Source organism: Inhella proteolytica, assembly GCF_016093275.1.
Taxonomy (GTDB): domain Bacteria; phylum Pseudomonadota; class Gammaproteobacteria; order Burkholderiales; family Burkholderiaceae_C; genus Inhella; species Inhella proteolytica.
The window spans coordinates 208,374-233,011 of record NZ_JAEDAK010000007.1 but is presented as its reverse complement, the minus strand read 5'-3'; the positions used below and the strand labels follow the sequence as shown (position 1 = coordinate 233,011).

Annotated in this window: 19 protein-coding genes; 13 read left to right on the top strand and 6 right to left on the bottom strand. The window is 67.9% G+C overall.

Annotation, left to right across the window (positions count from 1 at the left end; all coding sequences use genetic code 11):
- Positions 1 to 20: 20 nt before the first annotated feature.
- Complete coding sequence (locus tag I7X39_RS12300) at positions 21 to 422, bottom strand: VOC family protein (RefSeq protein WP_198111446.1); 402 nt, start codon at positions 420 to 422, stop codon at positions 21 to 23.
- Positions 423 to 556: 134 nt separating this feature from the next.
- Between I7X39_RS12300 and argA the strand changes: the two genes are divergently transcribed.
- From argA to I7X39_RS12235, 13 genes are all read left to right on the top strand, one after another.
- Positions 557 to 1,897 carry an amino-acid N-acetyltransferase gene (argA, locus tag I7X39_RS12295; protein ID WP_198111445.1) on the top strand — a complete coding sequence of 447 codons (1,341 nt, stop codon included), beginning with the start codon at positions 557 to 559 and terminating at the stop codon, positions 1,895 to 1,897.
- Positions 1,898 to 1,948: 51 nt separating this feature from the next.
- Positions 1,949 to 2,227 carry an oxidative damage protection protein gene (locus I7X39_RS12290; RefSeq protein WP_198111444.1) on the top strand — a complete coding sequence of 93 codons (279 nt, stop codon included), beginning with the start codon at positions 1,949 to 1,951 and terminating at the stop codon, positions 2,225 to 2,227.
- A gap of 261 nt (positions 2,228 to 2,488) precedes the next feature.
- Entirely contained in the window at positions 2,489 to 3,529 is a 1,041-nt protein-coding gene (locus I7X39_RS12285) for an extracellular solute-binding protein (RefSeq protein WP_198111476.1), read from the top strand.
- Positions 3,530 to 3,540: 11 nt separating this feature from the next.
- A complete protein-coding gene (locus I7X39_RS12280) occupies positions 3,541 to 3,927 on the top strand; it encodes an H-NS histone family protein (protein WP_310739914.1) in 387 nt (128 codons plus the stop codon).
- An 80-nt stretch (positions 3,928 to 4,007) separates the two neighbouring features.
- Positions 4,008 to 5,831, top strand: coding sequence for a DNA primase (gene dnaG, locus I7X39_RS12275; protein ID WP_198111443.1), 1,824 nt, complete (start codon positions 4,008 to 4,010; stop codon positions 5,829 to 5,831).
- Positions 5,832 to 5,970: 139 nt separating this feature from the next.
- Complete coding sequence (gene rpoD / locus I7X39_RS12270; protein ID WP_198111442.1) at positions 5,971 to 8,178, top strand: RNA polymerase sigma factor RpoD; 2,208 nt, start codon at positions 5,971 to 5,973, stop codon at positions 8,176 to 8,178.
- A gap of 126 nt (positions 8,179 to 8,304) precedes the next feature.
- A complete protein-coding gene (locus I7X39_RS12265) occupies positions 8,305 to 9,255 on the top strand; it encodes an adenylate/guanylate cyclase domain-containing protein (protein ID WP_198111441.1) in 951 nt (316 codons plus the stop codon).
- Entirely contained in the window at positions 9,255 to 10,337 is a 1,083-nt protein-coding gene (gene hemH, locus I7X39_RS12260; protein ID WP_198111440.1) for a ferrochelatase, read from the top strand. Before I7X39_RS12265 ends, hemH begins: the two co-directional genes overlap by 1 nt.
- On the top strand, positions 10,337 to 10,750 hold the full coding sequence (locus I7X39_RS12255) for an Hsp15 family ribosome-associated heat shock protein (RefSeq protein ID WP_198111439.1): 414 nt from the start codon (positions 10,337 to 10,339) through the stop codon (positions 10,748 to 10,750). The genes hemH and I7X39_RS12255 overlap by 1 nt, the downstream gene beginning before the upstream one ends.
- Before the next feature lie 132 nt (positions 10,751 to 10,882).
- Positions 10,883 to 11,413 carry a nucleotide exchange factor GrpE gene (gene grpE, locus I7X39_RS12250; RefSeq protein ID WP_198111438.1) on the top strand — a complete coding sequence of 177 codons (531 nt, stop codon included), beginning with the start codon at positions 10,883 to 10,885 and terminating at the stop codon, positions 11,411 to 11,413.
- Positions 11,414 to 11,496: 83 nt separating this feature from the next.
- Positions 11,497 to 13,467 carry a molecular chaperone DnaK gene (gene dnaK / locus I7X39_RS12245; RefSeq protein WP_198111437.1) on the top strand — a complete coding sequence of 657 codons (1,971 nt, stop codon included), beginning with the start codon at positions 11,497 to 11,499 and terminating at the stop codon, positions 13,465 to 13,467.
- Between the two features lie 65 nt (positions 13,468 to 13,532).
- On the top strand, positions 13,533 to 14,687 hold the full coding sequence (gene dnaJ / locus I7X39_RS12240) for a molecular chaperone DnaJ (protein WP_198111436.1): 1,155 nt from the start codon (positions 13,533 to 13,535) through the stop codon (positions 14,685 to 14,687).
- 120 nt (positions 14,688 to 14,807) lie between these two features.
- Positions 14,808 to 16,424, top strand: coding sequence for a response regulator (locus I7X39_RS12235; RefSeq protein ID WP_198111435.1), 1,617 nt, complete (start codon positions 14,808 to 14,810; stop codon positions 16,422 to 16,424).
- Here the strand turns inward: I7X39_RS12235 and I7X39_RS12230 are convergent.
- From I7X39_RS12230 to dnaB, 5 genes are all read right to left on the bottom strand, one after another.
- Entirely contained in the window at positions 16,421 to 17,518 is a 1,098-nt protein-coding gene (locus I7X39_RS12230) for a PA0069 family radical SAM protein (RefSeq protein ID WP_198111434.1), read from the bottom strand. The genes I7X39_RS12235 and I7X39_RS12230 overlap by 4 nt on opposite strands.
- Positions 17,519 to 17,528: 10 nt before the next feature.
- Complete coding sequence (locus I7X39_RS12225; RefSeq protein WP_310739913.1) at positions 17,529 to 20,774, bottom strand: error-prone DNA polymerase; 3,246 nt, start codon at positions 20,772 to 20,774, stop codon at positions 17,529 to 17,531.
- Positions 20,771 to 22,090: a DNA polymerase Y subunit UmuC family protein gene (locus I7X39_RS23255; protein ID WP_232351910.1), complete on the bottom strand. Its 1,320-nt coding sequence runs from the start codon at positions 22,088 to 22,090 to the stop codon at positions 20,771 to 20,773. The genes I7X39_RS12225 and I7X39_RS23255 overlap by 4 nt, the downstream gene beginning before the upstream one ends.
- A gap of 3 nt (positions 22,091 to 22,093) precedes the next feature.
- Positions 22,094 to 23,023 (bottom strand): translesion DNA synthesis-associated protein ImuA, encoded by a 930-nt coding sequence (imuA, locus tag I7X39_RS12220; protein WP_198111432.1) that lies wholly within the window; start codon positions 23,021 to 23,023, stop codon positions 22,094 to 22,096.
- Between the two features lie 155 nt (positions 23,024 to 23,178).
- Entirely contained in the window at positions 23,179 to 24,600 is a 1,422-nt protein-coding gene (dnaB, locus tag I7X39_RS12215) for a replicative DNA helicase (protein WP_198111431.1), read from the bottom strand.
- Between the last annotated feature and the right edge of the window lie 38 nt (positions 24,601 to 24,638).

The window sequence follows — 24,638 nt, the reverse complement described above, 5'->3', positions numbered from 1 at the left end:
CATTGTCCCGCGTGCCGGATCTAACTCTTGGGGCAGTAGGCAATTACCTGGAACACCGCGCCCTGCGGGTCCTGCAGCACTGCCATGCGGCCCACGGTCGGCACATCAAAGGGGCCGGCCAGGCAGTTCGCGCCCAGGCCTTTGGCCTTGCTCACGGTGGCATCGCAATCGGCTACGGTGATGTAGACACCCCAGCAAGGCGGCATGCCGGGCGGCGCGTCGGGCGGCATGGCCATCACGCCGGCCACGCTGGTATCGCCCACTTTGACGAGGTGGTAGGGGCCGGTGCCCATGTCCATGGTCTCGAAACGCCAGCCGAACAGGCCGCCGTAGAACTCGGTTGCGGCCTTGGGGTCCGTGGTGCTCAGCTCGCTCCAGCTGAAGGCACCAGGGGTCGCATAGATGTCCGTGAACTCCTTCATCGCACGCTCCTCCGGGGTTGGGAATGGGCGGCCATGCTCGCAGTTCGCTCCTGCGCGCGCCACCACCATTCGTCATGGCAAGCCGCTGCCGCACAATCTTGGGCTCCCCAGAATTTCCCTGATCGGCCCGGCCCATGAGCCTCGTTTTTCCGCACACCTTCGTGCCCTGGTTCCGTGCCGTGGCGCCTTACATCCACGCCTACCGCGGCGAGACCTTCGTGGTCGGCATGGCCGGCGAGCTGATTGCCGCCGGCAAGCTCTCGGTCTTCGCCCAGGATCTGGCGCTGATGCATGCGATGGGCATCCGCATCGTGCTGGTGCATGGCTTCCGCCCCCAGGTGGACGAGCAGCTGCGCCTGAAGAACCACCCGGCCCGCCACCACCGCGGCCAGCGCATCACCGATGCCGTGGCACTCGACTGCGCCCAGGAGGCCGCCGGACAGCTGCGCTTCGAGATCGAGGCCGCCTTCAGCCAGGGCCTGCCCAACACACCGATGGCCAACGCCACGCTGCGCGTGGTCAGCGGCAACTTCCTGACCGCCAAGCCGATCGGCATCATCGATGGCATCGACCACGAGCACAGCGGCTATGTGCGCCGGGCCGATGGCGTGGCCATCCAGCGCGCGCTCGATTCCGGCGCCATCGTGCTGCTCTCGCCCTTCGGTTTCTCGCCCACCGGCGAGGCCTTCAATCTGACGATGGAGGACGTGGCCACCGCCACCGCCATCGCGCTGCAGGCCGACAAGCTGATCTTCATGACCGAGACGCCCGGCGTGCACGAGGTGCCGGACGACCCCAGCAGCGCCATCGACACCGAATTGGCCGTGGCCGAAGCCGAACGCCTGCTGGCGCGCTGGCCCGAACCCGAGCAACCCACCGACCCCGGCTTCTACCTGCGCCATTGCGTCAAGGCCTGCCGCGCCGGCGTGGACCGCTCGCACATCCTGCCTTTCGCGGTGGACGGGGCCCTGCTGCAGGAGGTCTACACGCACGACGGCATCGGCACCATGGTGGTGGACGAAAAGCTGGAAAGCCTGCGCGAGGCCAGCAGCGACGATGTGTCCTCCATCATTGCCCTGATCGAACCCTTCGAGCGCGAAGGCGTGCTGGTCAAGCGGGATCGCACGGAGATTGAGCGCGATGTCGAGCTTTACACCGTGATCGAGCACGATGGCGTCATCTTCGGCTGCGCAGCGCTTTACCCCTATGTGGAAGCCGGCACCGCCGAGATGGCCGCGCTAACAGTGAGCCCGCAGTCCCAATCCCAGGGTGACGGCGAGCGCCTGCTCAAGCGCATCGAGCAGCGCGCCAAGGCCCAGGGCCTGAAATCCATCTTCGTGCTGACCACGCGCACCATGCACTGGTTCATCAAACGCGGCTTCGTGCAGGTGGACCCGGACTGGCTGCCCGAGGAACGCAAGCGCAAGTACAACTGGGACCGGCGCTCGCAAGTCCTTGTCAAACAACTGGGCTGAGCGACGCCGCTACAGTCCCGCCCCGATTTCACGTTCCCCGGAGTTGCCGCCATGGCCCGCACCGTTCAATGCGTTTACCTGAAGAAAGAGGCCGAAGGCCTGGACTTCCCGCCCTACCCCGCCCACACCCCACTGGGCCAGCGCATCTGGAACGAAGTCAGCAAGGAAGCCTGGGCCGCCTGGATCAAGCACCAGACCATGCTGGTCAATGAGAACCGGCTGAACCTGGCCGACCAGCGCGCCCGCCAATACCTGGCCCGCCAAATGGAACAGTTCTTCTTCGGCGGCGGAGCCGACGCGCCGGCGGGCTTCGTACCGCCGGCGGCCTGAGCGGCAGCTCAGGCCAGAAACTGGGACGCACAGCGGCAACAGTTCTTCTTCGGCGGCGGAGCCGACGCGCCGGCGGGCTACGCCGGGGCCGGTGACCCCGTCCTTCGGCAGGCACAAGCAGCCCACCGGGCTGTTTGCGTCCAGCCTCAGTTCCGCCGGCAGCCTGAGCGCCAGCGCAATTTGCGCCAACGCAAACACGAACCATTCTCATTCGCTAAACTCCGGGGCATCCGGCAATCCGCCGACGCCTCTGGAGTGCTCATGTTTCGTGCCCGTCTGGCCGGCCTGCTGGCCGCCGCCCTGACCCTCGCCCTGCCCGCCGCGCGCGCGCAGGACGCCGTTCTGAACCTGTATTCGGCCCGCCATTACCAAACCGACGAGGCCCTGTACGCCAACTTCACCAAGGCCACCGGCATCCGCATCCAGCGCATCGAAGCGGACGATGCCGGCATCCTGGCGCGGCTGAAGACCGAAGGGGCCGCCAGCCCCGCCGATGTGGTACTGCTGGTGGACGCTGCCCGCCTCGACATGGCGGAACGCGAGGGCCTGTTCCTGCCGTTCAAATCCGCCACGCTGGAACAGCGCGTGCCGGCCCAATACCACGCCGCAGCAGGCCCCCAGGGCAGTGCCTGGTGGGGCTTCTCGACCCGGGCCCGCGTCATCGTCTACAACAAGCTGAGCGTGCCGCGCGAGCAGGTGCTGCGCTACGAGGATCTGGCCGACCCGCGCCACAAGGGCAAGGTCTGCACGCGCTCCGGCTCTCACCCCTACAACCTCTCGCTGTTTGGCTCGCTCTACGAACGTCTGGGCGCCCAAGGGATGGAGAAATGGCTGGCGGGCGTGGTGGCCAACATGGCCCGCGCCCCGAAGGGCGGCGACACCGACCAGATTCGCGCCGTCGCGAGTGGCGAATGCCAAATTGGCCTGAGCAATAGTTACTACTTGGCGCGCATGATGCTTTCCAAGAAGCCCGAGGACCAGGCGGCCGTCGAGCAGATCGGTTTTGTGCTGCCCAATCAGCGCGATCAGGGCGCACATGTGAACATTGCCGGCGGCGCAATTGCACGGCACAGCAAGAACCGCGAGGCGGCGCAACGCTTCCTTGAATATCTCGCCAGCGATGCCGCGCAACGGTATTTCGCCGAAGGCAACAATGAATGGCCCGTGGTGGCCGGCCTGCGTACCGAGAACCCCGCGCTGAAGAGCATGGGGGAGTTCAAGGCTGAGACGATTCCCCTGAGCCGCGTAGCCGGAAATATTGCCGCGGTACAACAAATGCTGGATCGCGTTGGGTACAAGTAATTAACCGGGTATTGCCCGATGCCATTCTCTGGTTATCATGCGCCAAAGCTGCACGGGATGCAGCGCTTGGTTTCGAACCGGAAAGAGGTGGCATCGTGGCAACCCTGCAAGAACTGATGGCGCAACGCGCCGCACTCGACCAGCAAATCGCTGAAACCAAAGACCGCGAGCGCGGCGAGGCCATCGCCAAGGTGCGCGCCTTGATGAGCGAATTTGGGCTGACCCCGGCTGACCTCAGCCTGCGCAGCGGCCGCACGGCCACCAAGGCGCCGTCCAAGGTGGCCGCGAAATACCGCAACAAGGCCACCGGGGAAACCTGGAGCGGCCGTGGTCTGCAGCCCAAGTGGCTCAAGGCTGCCCTTGCCGGCGGCGCCAAACTCAGCGACTTCGCCGTCTAAAGCGCGCAATTCCACTCGACACCCGGCCTGGCAGCTTGCCAGGCCGGGTGTTGCTTTTTCTGCGCCCCTAAACTGCGGGCGTGATCCCCCCCGAGTTCCTTCAGCAGCTGCTGGGCCGCATCGACATCGTCGACGTGGTGGGCGCCCATGTGCAACTGAAGAAGTCCGGCGCCAGCCTCAAAGGACTCTGCCCTTTTCACGGCGAGAAAACCCCGAGTTTTCATGTCAGCCCGAGCCGGCAGACCTACCACTGTTTTGGCTGCGGCGCCCATGGCGATGCCCTGCGATTCCTGACCGAGCATTTGGGGCTCGGGTTTGTCGATGCGGTCCAGGATTTGGCGCGACGCGCCGGCCTGGAAGTTCCCGACGACCGCCGCAGCGTGGAGGAGCGCGCCCAGCAGGCCGAACAGAAGGCGCGGCAGAAGGATCTCAGCGAACTGCTGGCGCAGGCCGCGCAGCATTACCGCCAACAACTGAAGACCAGCGCACGCGCGGTCGAGTATCTGAAACAGCGGGGCCTGAGTGGCCGGATTGCCGCCCAGTTCGGCTTGGGCTATGCGCCGGCTGGATGGCGCGGATTGGCGCGTTGTTTTCCCGATTACGCCGACCCGCAACTGGAAGCCGCCGGCCTGGTAATTTCGAGTGAAGACAAGCTCGACGAGAGCGGCAATCCGCGGCGCTATGACCGCTTTCGCGACCGCATCATGTTTCCGATCCGGAACGTGGCCGGCGCCGTCATTGGTTTTGGCGGGCGGGTGCTGGATCAAGGCGAACCCAAATACCTGAACTCGCCCGAAACCCCCGTATTCGTCAAAGGCCAAGAGCTATATGGTCTTTACGAGGCCCGGCCCGCCATTCGCCGCGCCGGCCATGCGCTGGTGGTCGAGGGCTATATGGACGTGGTGGCGCTGGCGCAGTTCGGTATCGGTCAGGCGGTTGCGACCCTGGGTACGGCCTGCACCGGCGAGCATGTCAGCAAGCTGTTCCGCTTCACCGAAGACATCGTTTTCAGCTTCGACGGCGATGCCGCGGGCCGCCGTGCCGCCGCGCGTGCACTGGCAGCCTCGCTGCCGCATCTGGGTGAGCGCCGCCAGGTGCGCTTCCTGTTCCTGCCGACCGAGCACGATCCGGACTCCTATGTGCGCGAGCACGGCATGGCTGCCTTCGAGGCCTGCATCGCCGATGCCCAGCCACTGTCGCGCTTTCTGGTCGAGGTGGCATCAGAAGGTTGCCGCATGGACACCCCGGAGGGCCGCACCCGCTACCTCGCGCAGGCCAAACCCTTGTGGGTCGATTTGCCCGAAGGCCTCCTGAAGCGCCAGATGCTGGGCGAACTGGCGCGCCACGCCCGGCTGGACGACGCGGAACTGCAGTCGCTGTGGCAGGGAGACGGCGGCGCCCGAGCCCCTAGCCCACCCCAGGAGCGTCAGGAGCCCTATGCGGAGCGCAGCGGGGCGAGTGGCCCCTACGCCAAGAAGCCGTTTCGCAATGCCCGCCTCAAGGCGCCGAGCGGCCCGCTCCCGATCGCCAGCCCGGAGGACCAGTTGCTGCGCCTGCTGCTCTTGCACTCGGCCTGGTGGGAGTCCCTCAGCGCCGACGCCCATGCGCGACTGGTCCAGCGCGGCACGCCGCACGCCAAGGTCTTCGCGTGGCTGGACCGCCAGGTGATCGACCACGGCGCCCTGGCCTGGGCCGAGCTGCGGCTGCGGCTCGTCGAGGCGCTCGACCAGGCCGAGCTTCCCGCCAGCCTGCCGGCGCTGGACCTGGAGCGCCTGGATGAAATGGCTGCCGTGGAGCTGCAGCGCAGCGAAATGAACCGGCTGCTGGCCGCCGTCCTGACCGATCACGAGAACCTGAGCGCCATCCTGGGGCGCTCGGCGGTGGCGCTCAGGCCCAAAGGCTGATTCGAGCCCTCCAACGAGGCTTGAATCGGGGCCGAAGGAGCCCCGGCTGATGTGCCAGGTTCACGAGCAAACCGCCACTTCGACGGTAAAATAGAAGGTTTGCTGACGCCCATAGCGCCACCGCCCCAAAAGGACTTGCATGACCGCCAAAAAGCCCGCCGCCGCCCCTGAAGCCAAGAAAGCGACCAAGGCCGCTGCCGAAGAAACGGTGAAGAAAGCTGGCAAGGCAGCCAAGACCGCTGCCGTGGCGGAGGATGACAAGCCCAAGCGCGGACGCAAGCCCAAGGCCGCCACCGAGACGCCGAAGGCCAAGAAGGTCGAGGCCGAGGAAGACGAGGACCTGGGCGACATCGAGGCGGAACTGGAAGGCGAACCGGAAGCGGTGGACGAGCCCCAGGCTGCCGAGGCCAGCGAAGAAGAAAAGGCCAAGCCGCTGCGCATGAAGGTCAGTCGCGCCAAGGAGCGCGCGCTGATGCGCGAGTTCGGCCTGGACGACACCCAGCTGACCGAAGAGGAAGTGGCCAAGCGCCGCCACGAACTCAAGACCCTGATCAAGATGGGCAAGACGCGGGGTTTCCTGACGCATCAGGAGATCAACGACCACCTGCCCGAGAAACTGATCAACGAGGAAATCCTCGAGGCCATCGTCTCGATGCTCAACGACATGGGCATCGCGGTCTACGAGCAGGCACCCGATGCCGCCACGCTGCTGATCCAGGGCCAGAGCACCGCCGCCGCCTCGGAAGAGGAAGCCGAAGAAGCCGCCGAAGCCGCACTGTCCACGGTGGACTCCGAGTTCGGCCGCACGACTGACCCCGTGCGCATGTACATGCGCGAAATGGGCTCGGTGGAACTGCTGACCCGCGAAGGCGAAATCGAGATCGCCAAGCGTATCGAAGGCGGCTTGCAGGCCATGATGCTGGCGATCTCGGCCTCGCCCACCACCATCGCCGAGATCCTGTCGCTGGCCGACAAGATCCGCGCTGGTGAGATGCAGATCTCGGACGTCGTCGACGGCTTCGTGTCCGACGACGAGGCCGATGACTATGTGGCCGAAGAAGATTTCGACGAATTCGACGAGGAAGACGACGACGACGGCCAGGGCGGCAGCAAGGCCCTGACCAAGAAGCTCGAAGAGCTGAAGAACGCCGCGCTGGTGAAGTTCGACAACCTGTCGACCCACTTCGACAAGATGCGCAAGGCCTTCGAGAAGGACGGCTACAAGAGCCCCTCCTTCAACAAGGCCCAGGAAGCCATCAGCGCTGAGATGATGACGCTGCGCTTCACGGTCAAGACCATCGAGCGCCTGTGCGACATCCTGCGCTCGCAGGTGGATGACGTGCGCAAGTTCGAGCGCGAGATCCGCCGCATCGTGGTGGACAAGTGCGGCATGCCGCAGGAGCAGTTCATCAAGGTCTTCCCGCCCAATGTGCTGAACCTGCAGTGGGCGGTGAAGGAGTCGCAGGCTGGCAAGCCCTACTCCGCCGTGGTCGGCCGCAACCTGCCGGCCATCCAGGAACTGCAGCAGAAGTTGATCGACATCCAGTCCAAGGCGGTCGTGCCGCTGGAGGACCTCAAGGAGATCAACAAGCACATGAACGCCGGCGAGCGCGCCAGCCGCGACGCCAAGAAGGAAATGATCGAGGCCAACCTGCGCCTGGTCATTTCGATCGCCAAGAAGTACACGAACCGCGGCCTGCAGTTCCTGGACCTGATCCAGGAAGGCAATATCGGCCTGATGAAGGCGGTGGACAAGTTCGAATACCGCCGCGGCTACAAGTTCTCGACCTACGCGACCTGGTGGATCCGTCAGGCCATCACGCGCTCGATCGCCGACCAGGCCCGCACCATCCGCATCCCGGTTCACATGATCGAGACGATCAACAAAATGAACCGCCTCTCGCGCCAGCATCTGCAGGAGTTCGGCTTCGAACCCGACGCCCCGACGCTGGCCGAGAAGATGGAGATGCCCGAGGACAAGATCCGCAAGATCATGAAGATCGCCAAAGAGCCGATCTCCATGGAAACGCCGATCGGTGACGACGACGACAGCCACCTGGGCGATTTCATCGAGGACACGAACAACGTGGCCCCGGTGGAAGCCGCGATGCAGGCCGGCCTGCGCGATGTCGTCAAGGACATCCTCGACAGCCTGACCCCGCGCGAAGCCAAGGTGCTGCGCATGCGCTTCGGCATCGAGATGCAGAGCGATCACACGCTGGAAGAGGTGGGCAAGCAGTTCGACGTCACGCGCGAACGCATCCGCCAGATCGAGGCCAAGGCGATCCGCAAGCTCAAGCACCCGAGTCGCAGCGACAAGCTGCGCACTTACTTGGAAAACCTGTAAGTCCAGCGCATGGCTCACCAAGAGGCCGGGCACTGCCCGGCCTTTTTCATGCCCCCGCGCAAGGCGCGTGCGGAATTACCGGCTTTACACTGAAAGTCCCTCAGCCGACTTTCCAACTTTGATTCGATGACGCAGATCCGGCAACGCGCTGTCGTCTTCGCAGATCTGCGCGGCAGCACTGCGCTGTTCGAGAACCTGGGCAATGCCGAGGCCACCTCGGTGGTGACGCACACCATCGGGCTGATGCGCCAGTCGATCGAAGCCTGCGGCGGACGCGTCGTCAAGACGCTGGGCGATGGCCTGATGGCCGTCTTTGAGTACCCCAGCGATGCACTGAGTGCCGCCGTCGCCATGCACGACGCGCTCGGCCAGTTGGTGGAGCAGGGGCGCCAGCGCGGAGCCTCGCCGGGGCTGCGCTCGCTGCGGTTGCAGGTGGCGATGTCCTTTGGTGAAGTGGTGGACATGGCGGGCGATTGCTTTGGCGACGCCGTCAATGTGGCCGCCCGTCTGCTGGACCATGCGGGCGACAACGAAACCCTGGTGACCGCCGAATTCCATGCCGAGCTGGCCCCGGCGGAGCGCACGCGCTTTCGCAGCCTGGACGGCATCAAGGTGCGCGGCCGGGTCGAGCCTGTGCATGTCCACGTGCTGGACGCTCCGGTGCGCGATACCGATGGGGCCGCCACCCAGTTTGGCGACGCCGCCTTCTCGCCGCCCGCACCCGATGGCATCCGCCTGACCTGGCTGGACAACGAGCGGGTTTTCGACATCGAGCAGTTGCCCATCGTGCTGGGCCGCAGCACCGAGGCGGCCTTCTGCATCACCGATGCCCGCGTCAGCCGCTCCCATGCACGCATTGACTGGCACGCCGGCAGCTACACGCTGACGGACCTGAGCTTCAACGGCAGCTATGTGCGCTTTGGCACCAGTGGCGAAGTGCTGCCGCTGCGCCGCAACTCCTGCACGCTGCATGGCTCGGGCTCGATCGGTTTGGGCAGTTCGCCCGCTGAGCTGGATGCCCCGGTCGTGCGCTTCGAAGTGCTGCACTTCGCCGATACCCTGCCCCACCTCCGCTGATGTCCGTTTCTCATGACCATGGCCGCCCGCCGGCGGTCGGCCTGCTGCTGTGCAATCTAGGCAGCCCCGATGCGCCCGAGACCGGTGCCGTGCGCCGCTACCTGGCGGAATTTCTCTCCGACCCCCGCGTGGTCGAGATCCCGCGGCCGGTCTGGTGGCTGATCCTGCACGGCATCATCTTGCGCACCCGGCCGGCCAAGAGTGCGGCCAAGTACGCCAGCGTCTGGATGAAGGAAGGCGCGCCGCTCAAGGTCCACACCGAGGCCCAAGCCAAGCTGCTGCAGGGCTGGCTGGGCGAGCGCGAGCACAAGGTGCTGGTGCGCTGGGCCATGCGCTACGGCAACCCCAGCATTGCCAGCCAGCTCGATGCCCTGCGCGCCGCGGGCGCCCAGCGCATCCTCGTCTTCAATGCCTACCCGCAGTACTGCGCCGCCACCAGCGCCAGCGTGATGGACAAGGTCAACGAGTGGCTGCAGGCGCAGCGCTGGCAGCCCGAGCTGCGCGTCATCAACCAGTACCACGACCACCCTGCCTACATCGAGGCCCTGGCAACCCAGGTACGCGCGCATTGGCAGCGTGAGGGCGGCCCGCATGCCCCGCTGGTGATGAGCTTTCACGGCATGCCCGAGCGCACCTTGCACCTGGGCGACCCCTATTTCTGCCATTGCCACAAGACCGCGCGCCTGCTGGCCGAGGCCATGCAACTGCCCAAAGGCAGCTGGCAGGTGGCGTTCCAGAGCCGCTTCGGCCGCGCCAAATGGCTGGGACCCAGCACCGAGCATGTGCTCACCGAACTAGGCCGCGCCAAGCACGAGGCGGTGGATGTGATCTGCCCCGGCTTTGCAGCCGATTGCCTGGAGACGCTGGAGGAGATCGCCATGGAAGGCGCCGAGACCTTCAAGGCCGCCGGGGGCGGGCAGCTGCGCTACATCCCCTGCCTCAACAGCAGCGAGGCCGGCATGCGCGCCCTGGGCACCCTGGCCGAGCAGCATCTGCAAGGCTGGCCGACCCGCGAACTGCCTGATGCCGCCGCCCTGGCGGCGCAGCGCGAACGCGCCCTGGCACTGGGGGCGCCGCGCTGATGGCCGACGCGCCCGCCAGCATGCGCCTGGACAAATGGCTCTGGGCGGCGCGCTTCTTCAAGACGCGCGCCCTGGCCGTCGAGGCCGTCGAAAAGAATCGCGTGGACGTGAATGGCCAGGCGGCCAAGCCTGGGCGCGATGTGCGACCGGGCGATCGCATCGGCCTGACCCAGCCCGGCTGGCGGCGTGAGGTGGAGATCCTGGGACTTTCAATGACCCGCGGTCCCGCCCCGGTGGCGCAGGCCCTCTACCGCGACACCGAGCAAAGCCTGCGCGACGCCGCCGCCGCGGCCGAGCGACGCCGGCTCAGCCCCGAACCCGCCAGTGCCATCGAGCAAGGCCGCCCCACCAAGAAGGACCGCCGGGCGCTGCAGGACTGGGACCGCTGGAGCGTGGAGCTCGATCGGGAGTAGCGCCGGCCCTGGCCCCGGACTTTCCCTGAGCGAAAATCTGCCCCCTTGAATTCCGGCCCGCCAGCCCCAGGTGTGCGCCAGAACCCCGTTCGGCCCTCTCAGTGTGGGCCTTCGTTTTTTTGCGACGACACCATGAACCCCGAGATGCCGACCCCCGAGCAGGACCTGAACCAGGAACCGCAGGCCGCACTGCAGGACCCCGCGGCCGAGATTGACAGCCTCAAGGCCCGGCTGGCCGAGATGAGCGACGCCTATCTGCGCGCCAAGGCCGAGGCCGAGAACATCCGCCGCCGAGCTGAAGAGGAGAGCTCCAAGGCGCGCAAGTACGCCGTCGAGGGCTTTGCCGAGGCCATGCTGCCGGTGCTGGACAGCCTGGAGGCCGCCATCGGGCTGCCCAACGCCAGCAATGAGCAGCTGCTGGAGGGCACGCATGCCACTCGCCGCCAACTGGTGCAGGCGCTGGAGCGCAACAAGGTGGTCGAGATCAACCCGCCCGCCGCTGCCAAGTTCGACCCGCACCAGCACCAGGCCATCTCCATGGTGCCTCTGCCTGCCGACGTTCAGCAGGAACCCAACACCATAGTGGCTGTGCTGCAAAAGGGCTACCTGATTGCCGACCGCGTACTGCGTCCGGCCCTGGTGACGGTGGCCGCACCCAAATGAACCTGCTGGCTGCGGGGTCTTGAAAGCCCCCACAGCGCACCCAGATACACCGCATTCCCTCAAAGCATTCAAGGAGCACCTTCATGGGCAAGATCATCGGCATTGACCTCGGCACCACCAACAGCTGTGTGGCCATCCTGGACGGCACCACCACCCGCGTCATCGAGAACGCGGAGGGTGCGCGCACCACCCCGTCCATCATTGCCTACATGGAGGACGGCGAGGTGTTGGTCGGCGCCCCGGCCAAGCGCCAGGCCGTCACCAACCCCAAGAACACCCTGTACGCGGTAAAGCGCCTGATCGGCCGCAAGTTCACCGAGAAGGAAGTGCAGAAGGACATCGACCTGATGCCCTACACCATCGCTGCCGCCGACAACGGCGACGCCTGGGTGGAAGTGCGCGGCAAGAAGATGGCCCCGCCGCAGGTCAGCGCCGAAGTGCTGCGCAAGATGAAGAAGACCGCCGAGGACTTCCTCGGCGAGGAAGTGACCGAAGCCGTGATCACGGTGCCGGCCTACTTCAACGACAGCCAGCGCCAGGCCACCAAGGACGCCGGCCGCATTGCCGGCCTGGAAGTCAAGCGCATCATCAACGAGCCCACCGCCGCGGCCCTGGCCTTCGGCCTGGACAAGGCCAGCAAGGGCGACCGCAAGATCGCTGTCTATGACCTGGGCGGCGGCACCTTCGACATCTCGATCATCGAGATCGCCGATGTCGATGGCGAGAAGCAGTTCGAGGTGCTGAGCACCAACGGCGACACCTTCCTGGGCGGCGAAGACTTCGACCAGCGCATCATTGACTACATCGTCACCGAGTTCAAAAAGGAACAAGGCGTCGACCTGACCAAGGACGTGCTGGCCCTGCAGCGCCTGAAGGAAGCTGCCGAGAAGGCCAAGATCGAGCTGAGCTCGGCCGCCTCGACCGACGTCAACCTGCCTTACATCACCGCCGATGCCTCGGGCCCGAAGCACCTGAACATCAAACTGACCCGCGCCAAGCTGGAAGCCCTGGTGGACGAGCTGATCGAGCGCACCATCGAGCCTTGCCGCGTCGCCATCAAGGACGCCGGCGTGAAGGTCGGTGAGATCGACGACATCATCCTGGTGGGCGGCATGACCCGCATGCCCAAGGTCCAGGAAGCCGTGAAGGCCTTCTTCGGCAAGGAGCCGCGCAAGGACGTCAACCCCGACGAGGCCGTGGCCGTCGGTGCCGCCATCCAGGGCTCGGTCCTGAGCGGCGACCGCAAGGACGTGCTGCTGCTGGACGTCACCCCGCTGAGCCTGGGCATCGAGACCCTGGGCGGCGTGATGACGAAGATGATCAAGAAGAACACGACCATCCCGACCAAGTTCGCGCAGACCTTCTCGACCGCCGACGACAACCAGCCGGCCGTGACGATCAAGGTCTACCAGGGCGAGCGCGAGATGGCGCAGGCCAACAAGAGCCTGGGTGAGTTCAACCTCGAAGGCATTCCGGCCGCACCGCGCGGCGTGCCGCAGATCGAGGTCACCTTCGACATCGACGCCAACGGCATCCTGCACGTCAGCGCCAAGGACAAGGGCACCGGCAAGGAAAACAAGATCACCATCAAGGCGAACTCGGGCCTGAGCGAGGCCGAGATCGAGAAGATGGTCAAGGACGCCGAGCTCAACGCCGCCGAGGACAAGAAGAAGCTCGAACTGGTGCAGGCCAAGAACCAGGGCGACGCCATGGTGCACTCGGTGAAGAAGAGCCTGAGCGAGTTCGGCGACAAGCTGGAAGCCGACGAGAAGACCAAGATCGAGGCCGCCATCAAGGAGTTGGAAGACACCTTGAAGGACAGCGAGGACAAGGCCGCCATCGAAGCCAAGACCGAAGCCCTGATGAAGGCCAGCCAGAAGCTGGGCGAGAAGGTCTACGAGCAGGCCCAGGCGGCCCAAGGCGCGGCGGGTGCGGCCCCGGGCGCCGATTTCCAGCAGGCCCAGCAACCTCACTCGGCGGGAGGCGCGCAAGCCAAGCCGGCCGACGACAACGTCGTGGATGCCGAGTTCAAGGAAGTCAAGGACAACAAGTAAGCCCTGCCCGGGCCTCAGACCAGCCCGGGCATGCCGCCCGGGCTTTTTGATTTCTCAAGAACACCATGGCCACCAAGCGCGATTTCTACGAAGTACTCGGCGTCGCCAAGAACGCTGACGACGACGCCATCAAGAAGGCCTACCGCAAGCTGGCCATGAAGTACCACCCGGACCGCAATCAGGGTGAGGACGCCAAGAAGGCCGAGGAGAAGTTCAAGGAGGCCAAGGAGGCCTACGAGATGCTCTCCGACCCGCAAAAGCGGGCCGCCTACGACCAGTACGGCCACGCCGGCGTGGACCCGAACATGGGCGGCGGGCGCGGCGGCCCTGAAGGCTTTGGCGGCTTTGCCGACGCCTTCGGCGACATGTTCAACGACATCTTCGGCGGGGCGGCCGGCCGCCGCGGGGGCGGGGGCGGGGGCGGGGGCCAGCGTGTTTACCGCGGTGCGGATCTGTCCTATTCGCTGGAGATCACGCTCGAAGAAGCGGCCAACGGCCACGACACGCAGATCCGCATTCCCACCTGGGAGAGCTGCGGCACCTGCAATGGCACGGGCGCCAAGCCCGGCACCAGCGCCAAGACCTGCGGCCACTGCAACGGCAGCGGCACGGTGCACATGCGCCAGGGCTTCTTCTCGATCCAGCAGACCTGCCCGCACTGCCACGGCAGCGGCAAGATCATTCCCGACCCCTGCGGCGCCTGCCATGGCGCGGGCAAGCTCAAGAAGACCAAGACCCTGGAAGTCAAGATTCCGGCCGGCATCAGCGAGGGCATGCGCATCCGCTCGGCCGGCAATGGCGAACCGGGCGTCAACGGCGGCCCGCCGGGCGATCTGTACATCGAGATCCACCAGAAGCAGCACGAGATCTTCGAGCGCGATGGCGACGACCTGCACTGCACGGTGCCGGTGCCACTGACCACCGCGGCCCTGGGCGGCAGCACGGAAGTGCCGACGCTGGGCGGCAAGGCCGAGATCGAACTGCCCGAGGGCACCCAGCATGGCAAGACCTTCCGCCTGAAGGGCAAGGGCATCAAGGGCCTGCGCTCCAGCTACCCCGGCGATCTGTACTGTCACATCTCGGTGGAGACCCCGGTGAAGCTGACCGAGCACCAGCGCAAGCTGCTCAAGGAGTTGGACAAGAGCTTCCGAGAGGGCGGCGAACGCCACTCCCCGAGCACCAAGAGTTGGGCCGACCGAGTCAAAGATTTGTTTAAATAAGTGCGCTAAGTCGCTGAAAATGAAGCATTCGGGCAACACCCAACGGGCTTGCCCTCTCAAGTTCAGTGGCATTTAGGACGAAGAATCGGGAGGCTTTCGCCTCCCTTTTCGTTTATCGGCATGCAAATCGACAGCACGATCCACAAGGCCAACGCCTTGGTGATCGACAGCAACGCCAACGCCCGCAGCCTGATCACCGCCCAGTTGCGTGAGATCGGCGTGGGGTATGTGCGGGCGGTCACACGCGTCAAGGACGCCCGCATCGTGCTGGAGAACGCCCCCTTCGATCTGGTGATCTGCGATTACCACTTCGAGGGTCACGACGAATCGGGCCAGGACCTGCTGGACGAGTTGCGCCGCGAGCAGCTGCTGCCCTACTCCACCGTCTTCATGATGGTGACCGCCGAGGCCACCTACTCCAAGGTGGCCGAGGCCGCCGAAGCCGCGCTGGACGGCTATCTGATCAAGCCCTACACGCTCACGGCGCTGGCCGAGCGGGTGCAGTCGGCACGCCACCGCAAGCGCGTGCTCAAGGGCATCTTCGAGGCCATCGAGGCCCAGAACTTCGACCTCGCCGCCGAGCTCTGCCTGGAGCGCTTTCACAAGCGCCAGGAGTTCTGGCTGTTTGCCGCGCGTATCGGCGCCGAGCTGCTGCTGCGCCTGCGCCGGCCCGACGAGGCCAAGACCCTGTACGAGGCCATCATCGCGGCCAAGACCGTGCCCTGGGCCAAGCTCGGCGTGGCGCGCTCCGAATTTGCGTCCGGCAATCTGGCGCAGGCCCGCCGCACGCTGGAGAACCTGATCGGCGAGATGCCCGACCACGCCGACAGCTACGACGTGCTGGGCCGCATCCACATGGAGCAGGGCGAGATTTCCGCCGCCCTGGCCACCTACCGCACCGCCGCCGAGCTGACACCGGGCTGCCTGCTGCGCATGCAGCGCTCGGGCACCCTGTCCTTCTACGCCGGCGAGCGCAACGAGGCACTCAAGATCCTGGAGCGGACCATCGCCTCGGGCCTGCGCTCGAAGCTCTTCGACATGTACACCCTGGTGCTGGTGGCCCTGATGCGCTACGACAAGCGCGACAGCAAGGGCATCAAGCACACCCTGGATTCGCTGCACCGGCAAATCGAGCGCGTGCCCGATTCGCCGCGCCTGCTGCGCCTGCAGACCGCCATCCAGGCCTTGCTGGCGATGCTGGAAAAGCGCAGCGCCGACGCCCTGACCGCTGCGCGCCGCCTGGCTGCCGAGCTGGACCAGCCGCACGCCGACCACGAGGCGGCCAGCCTGGTGATCGCCGTCTGGGTGCGCCTGGCCGCGGCCGATCTGCGCCTGGAAGAGATGAACGAGATGTTCCAGCGCCTGGGCATGCGCTACTGCAATTCCAAGGCCAGCACCGAGGTCCTGGTCTCGATGGCCGACGGGCACGAGGCCACCGTCCAGACCCTGAAGGACTGCCACGCCAAGGTGTTCGAGATCGCCGAGACGGCGATGAAGCAGGCCTTGCGCGGCAATGCCACCGGCTCGGTGGAGTTGCTGATCCAGCAGGGCGACCAGACCCGCAATTCCAAGCTGATCGACATGGCGATGTCGGTGCTCAAGCGCCACGAAGAAAAGATCGAAGCGGCCGCCACGATGGAGCTGCGCATCGGTGAGCTGCAGGACCGTTGGGTCAAGCCTCTGGGCGCCAGCGTCGGCCGGGCGCGCCAAGCCGGCGGCGTGGCGCTGCGCGGCTAGAACAGTTCGCCCTGCCCTGCCGGCCCCGGCGGGCGGAAGCGGCTGAAGTCGTAATCGAAGCGCTGGCGCCCCAGCCCCAGCCGGGCGCAGGCCTTGATGAAGCGCTGGCGCAGCAGTTCGGCCCAGACGCCCTCGCCCGTCATGCGGCTGCCAAAGCGGGCTTCGTTGTCCTTGCCCCCACGCATCTCGCGCACGCGCGCCATCACGCGCGCGGCGCGGCCGGGGTAGTGGCGCTGCAGCCAGTCCTGGAACAGCTCGCTCAGCTCCCAGGGCAGGCGCAAGGGGATGGAGAAGGCCCGCTGCGCACCGGCCGCCTGGGCGGCGGCCAGCACCTGTTCCAGCTCGGGCTCGTTGATGAAGGGAACGGTGGGCGAGACGCTGACGCCGACCGGGATGCCCACCGCCGTGAGGCGCTCGATCAACTGCAGGCGCCGTGCCGGGCTGGCGGCGCGCGGCTCCAGCACACGGGCCAGCTCGGGGTCCAGGGTGGTGAGGCTGATGTAGGCGCAGAACAGGCGCTGGGCCGCCAGCGGGGCCAGCAGGTCGAGGTCGCGCTCGATGCCCGCCCCCTTGGTGATGATGGAGAAGGGGTGGTGGCATTCGGCCAGCACCTCGATCACGCCGCGCGTGATGCGCAGCTTGCGCTCGGCGGGCTGGTAGCAGTCGGTGGCCGCACCCAGGCACAGGCGCAGCGGCCGGTAGCCGGGGGCAGAGAGTTCTTCGCGCAAGGCCTGGGCCGCGTTGGCCTTGGCGACGAGGCGGGTCTCGAAGTCCAGGCCCGGCGAGAGGTTCAGGTAGCTGTGCGTGGGCCGCGCGTAGCAATAGATGCAGCCGTGTTCGCAGCCACGGTAGGGGTTGATGGAGAGCTCGAAGCCGATGTCGGGCGAGTCGTTGCGCGAGAGGATGCGGCGCGCTGGCTCCTCGCGAATTTCGGTGCGCGGGGGCGCCGGGGCGCCTTCCTCGTCGTCCTGCGGCCAGCCGTCGTCTTCGGCCTGGCGGTCCAGACGCTCGAAGCGGTGTGGCATCGCCGTGGCGGCGCCGCGGCCTTTCAGGCTGGCGGGGGCTTGAAGGGGTTTCCAGTCGCTGTCGCTCATGGGCTGTACCTCAATGGAAATCACGGCTGCGCGTGGGCAGACGGCCGAGCCAGGGGCTCAGATCCACCAGGCGGTGGGCGATCAGGTGGCAGACGCCGGCCTCGCGCTGCCAGATGCCCCACACGCCCAGCAGGCGCGCGTGCAGCAGTTCGGCACGGAACTGCAGGCGCACCTTCTTCCAGACGATGACCTGCACCGAGCCGTGCTCGTCCTCCAGGCTCAGGAAGGTGACGCCCTTGGCCGTGCCGGGCTGCTGGCGGTTGGTGACGATGCCGGCCGCGCGCGCCAGGCGGCGGTTGGGCAGGGCCTGCAAGGCCGCGCCATCGGCATAGCCCAGGCCCTGCAAGGCGCTGCGCAGCAAGGCCATGGGGTGCTGGCGCAGGGTCAGGCCCAGGGCGTGGTAGTCCCACAGCACCTCCTCGCCCTGGGGTGCGGCGGGCAGCTGCAGCGGGGCTTCAAAGATCGGTGCGTCCTGCAGCAAGCTGGGCAGCTTGGCCAGGGCGGCGGCGTCCCAGCGCTGCTGGCGGCGCTGGCCGGCCAGGTCGGCCAGGGCATCGGCGGCGGCCAGGGCCTGCAGGTCGGAGCGCTCCAGGCGGGCGCGCCGAGCCAGTTCCTCGGCGCTGGCAAAGGGGCGGCGGCGCGGGTCGGGCGGGGCGTAGGGGCCGCGGGCCCAGGGGTCGTCGGGCTCGCCCGGCGGCGTGGCCTGGGTGCGCGGGCTGCCCTCCCCTTCGCGTGCGGCCAGCAGGGCGCGCGCGGCGGCTTCGCGCAGGTCGCGCACTAGGTGCAGGCCCAGGCGCACCGCGCCCTCTTCCAGCGTGCTTTCCCAGAAGCTCGCGTTCACGCATGGCGGGCGCAGCTCGATGCCATGGCGCGCGGCGTCCTGCACCAGCTGGCTGGGGGTGTAGAAGCCCAGGGGCTGGCTGTTCAGTAGGGCCACCAGGAACACCGCCGGGTGGTGGCGCTTGATCCAGCTGCTGGCGTAGGTGAGCAGCGCGAAGCTGGCGGCATGGCTCTCAGGGAAGCCGTACTCGGCAAAGCCCTGGATCTGCTGGTAGATGCGCTCGGCGAAGGCTTGCGGGTAGCCGCGCTCGCGCATGCCGTCGAAGAGGCGCTGGCGGAAGGGCGAGAGGTCGCCATGGCGCGTCCAGGCCGCCATGCCGCGGCGCAGCTGGTCGGCCTCGCCGCCGGTGAAGCCGGCGGCGATCATGGCCACCTGCATCACCTGCTCCTGGAAGATCGGCACGCCCAGCGTGCGCTCCAGCGCGGGCTTGAGCGCCTCGCTCGGGTAGTCCGGCGCCTCCAGGCCCTGGCGGCGCTTCAGGTAGGGGTGCACCATGCCGCCCTGGATGGGCCCGGGCCGCACGATGGCCACCTGCACCACCAGGTCGTAGAAACGGCGCGGCTGCAGGCGCGGCAGCATGGCCATCTGGGCGCGGCTTTCCACCTGGAACACGCCCACCGAATCGGCACGGCAGAGCATGGCGTAGGTGGCCGGGTCTTCGGGCGGGATGTCTTGCAGGCGCATGCGGGTGCCACGCTGCCAGCTCAGCAAGTCCAGCGCGCGGCGCAGGCAGCTCAGCATGCCCAGGGCCAGCACGTCCACCTTCATCAGTCCCAGGGCCTCAAGGTCGTTCTTCTCCCACTGGATGACGGTGCGGTTCACCATGGCGGCGTTCTCGATCGGCACCAGACGCGAGAGCAGGCCCTTGGTGAGCACGAAGCCGCCAACATGCTGGCTGAGGTGGCGCGGCATGTCGATGAGCTCACCCGCCAGCTGGAACAGCAGCTGCAGGCGGCGGTCCTGCGGGTCGATGCCTTCGGGGGCGACGGGCTGCAGCGCCTCGTCCCACCACTGGTGTTCCTTGGCAATGCGCTCCACCTGCTCGGGCGCCAGGCCCAGGGCCTTGCCCACATCGCGAATGGCCGAACGCGGCCGGTAGCGGGTGACCACGGCCGTGAGCCCGGCGCGGCGCCGCCCGTACTTGGCGTAGAGGTACTGGATGACTTCCTCGCGGCGCTGGTGCTCGAAGTCGACGTCGATGTCGGGCGGCTCGTCGCGCTCGGCGCTGATGAAGCGTTCCAGCAGGGTGTTGCCGCGCGCAGGGTCCACTTCGGTGATGCCCAGGCAAAAGCAGACCGCGCTATTGGCCGCCGAGCCCCGCCCCTGGCAAAGGATGCCGCGGCCGCGCGCGAAGTCGACGATGTCGGCCACGGTCAGGAAGTAGTGCTCGTACTTCAGCTGATGGATCAGCTGCAGCTCCTTGTCGAGCTGTGCGCGCACGCCCGCGGGCACGCCGGCCGGCCAGCGCCGCGCCGCGCCGGCCCAGGTCAGTGCCGCCAGATGGGCCTGCGGCGTCAGGCCGGGCGGCACCACCTCGTCGGGGTACTCGTAGCGGATCTCGTCCAGGCTGAACGTGCAGCGCGCGGCCACCACCAGGGTCTGGGCGATCCATTCCGCCGCATAGGGGGCGCCCAGCCGGCGCAGGTGCGCAGCCGCATTGGGCTCCAGGCGTTGACCGCATTCGCGCAAAGGGGTGCGCAGGCGGATCGCCGTCATCACATCCTGCAGGGGCTTGCGCTGGGCGCGGTGCATCGCTACCCACGGCGCCGCCACCAGGGGCAAGGCGGTCTGCTCGGCCAGCCAGCGCAGGCGCTGGCACCAGCGCGCGTCGTCCAGCTGCTGCGGCAGGTCCACGCCCAGCCAGGCGCGGCCGCTGAAGTGCTTGAGCAGCCAGCGGCCGATGCCCAGCAGCTCGGCATCGCGCGCGCGCCGGCTGGGCAGGGCGATGGCCAGCAGGCCGCCCAGGTGCTGCGGCTGGATGCCGCGCCAGTCCAGCCGGTAGCTGCCCTTGGGCGCGCTGCAGCGCAGGTCGGTGATGAACTGGCTGAGGTTGCCGTAGGCCTCGCGGTCGGTGGCCAGCAGGATCAGGCGGAACAGCGGGCCGCTGTCCGGCGCGGGCAACTCCAGCCCGGCATCCAGGCCGCGCAGCTGGGCATCGGGCGCCGCCCGCGCGGTGAGGGCCGCGTTGCGCTGCACATCGAAGCGCGCGCCGATCAAGAGCTTCAAGCCCGCGGCCTGGGCCGCCAGATGCGCGCGCACCGCGCCGGCCAGGCTGCAGTCGTCGGTGATCGCCAAGGCGCCCAGGCCCAGGGCCTGGGCCTGCTGCACCAGCTCCTCGGGGTGGGAGGCGCCGATCAGGAAGCTGAAATTGCTCAGCACCTGCAAGGCCGCCTGCGGCGGGTGGACGGTGCTCACGCAAACATCCCATGCAGGAACCAGGCCGCTTCGCCGCGTGCCGCACGGCGCTCGCGGAACAGCCAGAGCAGGCCGGCACGCGCGCTGTGGGCCAGGTAGTAGTCGCGGCTGCAGGCCGGGGCCTCGGTATCCCACCAGCCGGCCTCGATGCGCTGCGGCCCGGCCAGCAGGGTCAGCGGGCCCTGGTAGAGCGGCTGCTCGCCCAGCGCGCGCAGGGGCTGGGGCGGGTTCAGCAGCCAGCTGGGCTGCGGCCATTGCGCTGGGGCTTCGGGGCGGTTCTGGGCAGCGGATGGGCGGGGCGCGTCCTGCCAGGGCTGCCAGCGCTGCTGGCATTCGGGGCGATGGTCAGACACCGGGCGGGCCTGGCGCACCTGTTCCTTGCCCAGGCGCACCGAAAGACGCGCCAGCAGCTCATCCAGGCTCTCGCCATCGGCGCGCTGGGCCTCGGCACCGGCGCTCAGCAGGCTCGCGCTGGCTTCCGCCAGAGGTTCGGCGTGTTCGATGCGCAGCCACAGGTCGCTGACCGGCGCGGGCAGGCTCAGGCGCTGCAGGTGCTCGGCCAGCAGGCGCTGCCAGCTGCGCAGGCGCCGGTGCGGGGCGCTGGCGGCCAGCCGGATCTGGCCGCCTGGCCCCAGATCGCGCGCACGCATGGCGTCGAACTGCCAGCCGAACTGCAGCTCGGCCGCGCCGGCATGGCGGGCCGATAACCACAAGCAGGCCGCCTGCAGCAGGGGCTCGGCTGCCTGCAGCAAGGCCTGGGCCTGTTCGCAGCGCTGCGGCAGCTCGCGCTTGGCCTCGAAGTGCTCGGGAGCCTGACACCAGTCATGCGCCTCGGCGCCCTGCCCCAGCGCGGCATCCAGCTCGCGCAGCGGGGCCACCCCCACGCGCCGAACCAGCGCCGCGCGCGGCAGGCGGCGCAGATCGCCCAGGCGGCGGCAGCCCAGGCCATGCAGCAGCGGCAGGTGCTCCTGGGCGCTGCCCAGCACGCTCAGCGGCAGGGCGTCCAGTTGCGCAGCCAGGTTGCCGGCCGCGGCCTCCGCCAGTTCGCCCGGCGTGGCCGCACGCGCCAGCAGCAGGGCCGCGCGGCTGTTCGGTGCCCAGGCCAGGCTGGCTTGGCCCACCCCCACCAGGTCTTGCAGCTCGGCCAGCAGACGCTGCTGCAGGTGCGCACGCCCACCGAACAAGCGCAGGCTGGCCGCCAGTTCCAGCACCAGGGCCTCCTCCAGCCGCGCCACCCGGGGCGTGAACTGCAGGGCCCACCACACCAGCGCCTCCGGCCAGGGGCCGGCGGCACGCCGCAAGGCCAGCCACAGCATGCGTCACCCCGCCGCTTCCAGCTGGCGCGCCCGCACCGCGGCGAGGGGCTGGGGAATGGGCAGCACCGCCCGCAGCGTGGGCGGCGGCGCGTGCAGCCACAGGGGCTCGTCCAGCGGCGGGCCGCGGCGCTTGAGCAGTTCCACACGCAGCTGCGCCCAATGCGGCCCCGGCAGCACGCGCAGGCGCAGCGGTGCGGCCGAGTGCAGCGCCGCCCCGGCCGCCGCGTGGCAGATGAATACCGGCGCCCGGCAGGCGGCCGCCAGGGTTTGCAGGCGGCGCAGCGCCGCCGGGCGCGGCGCCTGCAGCCAGGCCAGGATGGCGCCGAGCTCATCGGCATCGGCGCGCAGGGCCTGCTCCAGCGCCCATTGGCGCTGGGCGGGTTCGCGCGCCTGCACCCACAGGCAGTCCCCCACGCCCAGCCCCCAGGCGGCCAAGCCCTGGGGGTGGGGCTCATGGGGCGGGTCAATCAGCAGCAAGCGCCGCCCGCCCTGCAGCAGACGTGGCAGGGCGGGGGCCAGCAGGCGCCATTCCACATGGCCGGGCTGGGGGCCGATCAGCAGCTCGGTCAGGCCCCGGCTGGGCCAGCCGCCGCCGGGCAGTTCGGCATCCAGCAGCGCATGGCCACTGGGCCAGCAGCGCGCCGGGCCGCGCCCCAGGGCCTGGCCGCGCCACAGGCCGGGGTGGCGTTCCAGCAAGGCCGCCAGCGTGGGTGGCAGCGCGGGGCTGCCCGGCGGTTCGGCGGGCGGCTCGGGCGCGGGCAGCTCAGGCTGGGGCCGCAGCAGCGGCAGCAAGGGCAGCGGTAGCGTCCGGGGCACGCCTGGAGCGCGCGGCGCCGGGCCGGAGCGCCGCGTGGCCACGCGCTGGCGCTCGCGCCGCGTGGGCAGGCGCAGCGGTTCACCAAACAGGTCGAGCAGGGGCGGGGCGAGGGTCACGGCAGGCGCGGGCAAGGACGGCACAGCGCATCCGGAAATTCATCCGAATACTGTGTTTATGTACAGTACTCTAGCGCGCCTGGCCGACCCCTCCAAGCCCCAGAAAGCAAAAGGCCAGCCGAAAGGCTGGCCTTGCAAGGGAATGCCGCGAAGCGTCAGTATTCCGCGCCGCCGCCACCTTGGTAGTCCGGCGCCAGGTTCTCGAACTTGGTGTGCATGCGCTGGAAGCCGAGCTTCACCGTGCCCACCGGGCCGTTACGCTGCTTGGCGATGATGATCTCCGCCACGCCGGGCTCCTTGCACTCTTCCTTGGTGTAGTACTCGTCGCGGTAGATGAACATGATGATGTCGGCATCCTGCTCGATGGCGCCGGATTCGCGCAGGTCACTCATCATGGGACGCTTGTCGGGGCGCTGCTCGACCGAGCGGTTGAGCTGCGAGAGCGCGATCACCGGACAGCGCAGCTCCTTGGCCAGGGCCTTCATGCCGCGCGAGATCTCGCCCAGCACGGTGGCGCGGTTTTCCTCGCTGCCGCCGCCCTCGCCCGTCATCAGCTGCAGGTAGTCGATGATGATCAAACCGAGCTGACCGCACTCACGCGCCTGGCGGCGCGCGCGGGCGCGCACCTCGGACGGCGAAAGGCCGGGGCTTTCGTCGATGAACATCGGCGAGCGGCCCAGGCGCTCCACCGCTTCCATCATGCGACCCCACTCATCGTCCTGCAGACGGCCGGTGCGCAGATGGCTCTGGTCCACCCGGCCGATCGAACCCACGAGACGCAGCGCCAACTGCGCCGCGCCCATTTCCATCGAGAACACCAGCACCGGCAGGCCCTCGTTGACCGCCACGTGTTCGCCGATGTTGAGCGCAAAGGCGGTCTTGCCCATTGAGGGACGCGCCGCCAGCACGATCATGTCGCCCGGCTGCAGGCCGGCCGTCATGCGGTCCAGGTCGTAAAAGCCGGTGCGCACGCCCGTCACGTCGTTGGCGCCGTTCTCGGCCAGTTCGTTGACGCGCTCCATCAGCTCGACCATCAGCTTGTCCATGCGATGGAAGCCCTGGCCGCTGCGGTTGCCTTCTTCGCCGATGCGCAGGATCTTGCTTTCCGCGTCGTCCAGGATGCTGGTGACGGTGCGCCCCTGCGGTGCCAGCGCGGCCGAGGCGATCTCGTCGCTGGCCGTCACCAGCTTGCGCAGCACCGCGCGCTCGCGCACGATTTCCGCGTAGCGGCGCAGGTTCGCCGCGCTGGGCACGGCCTGCGCCAACGCGTTCAGGTAGGCCAGGCCGCCGCAGTCCTCGGCCTTGCCCTGCATCCCCAGGTCTTCGTTGACCGTGATCACGTCGGCGGGCTTGCCGGCGGTGATCAGGCGGCCAATCGAGGCAAAGATCAGCTTGTGTTCCAGGCGATAGAAATCGCCCTCGGCCACCAGATCGGCCGCGCGATCCCAGGCACTGTTGTCGATCAGCAGACCGCCCAGCACCGATTGCTCGGCCTCGATCGAGTGCGGGGGCACGCGCAGGCGGGCCAGGTCGTCTTCGCGCGCCAGCGCGGGGGCAAATCGGGTGTCTGCGGACATCGGTCGATGATAGGAGCGCCGGCCCAACGCCTCTGTGG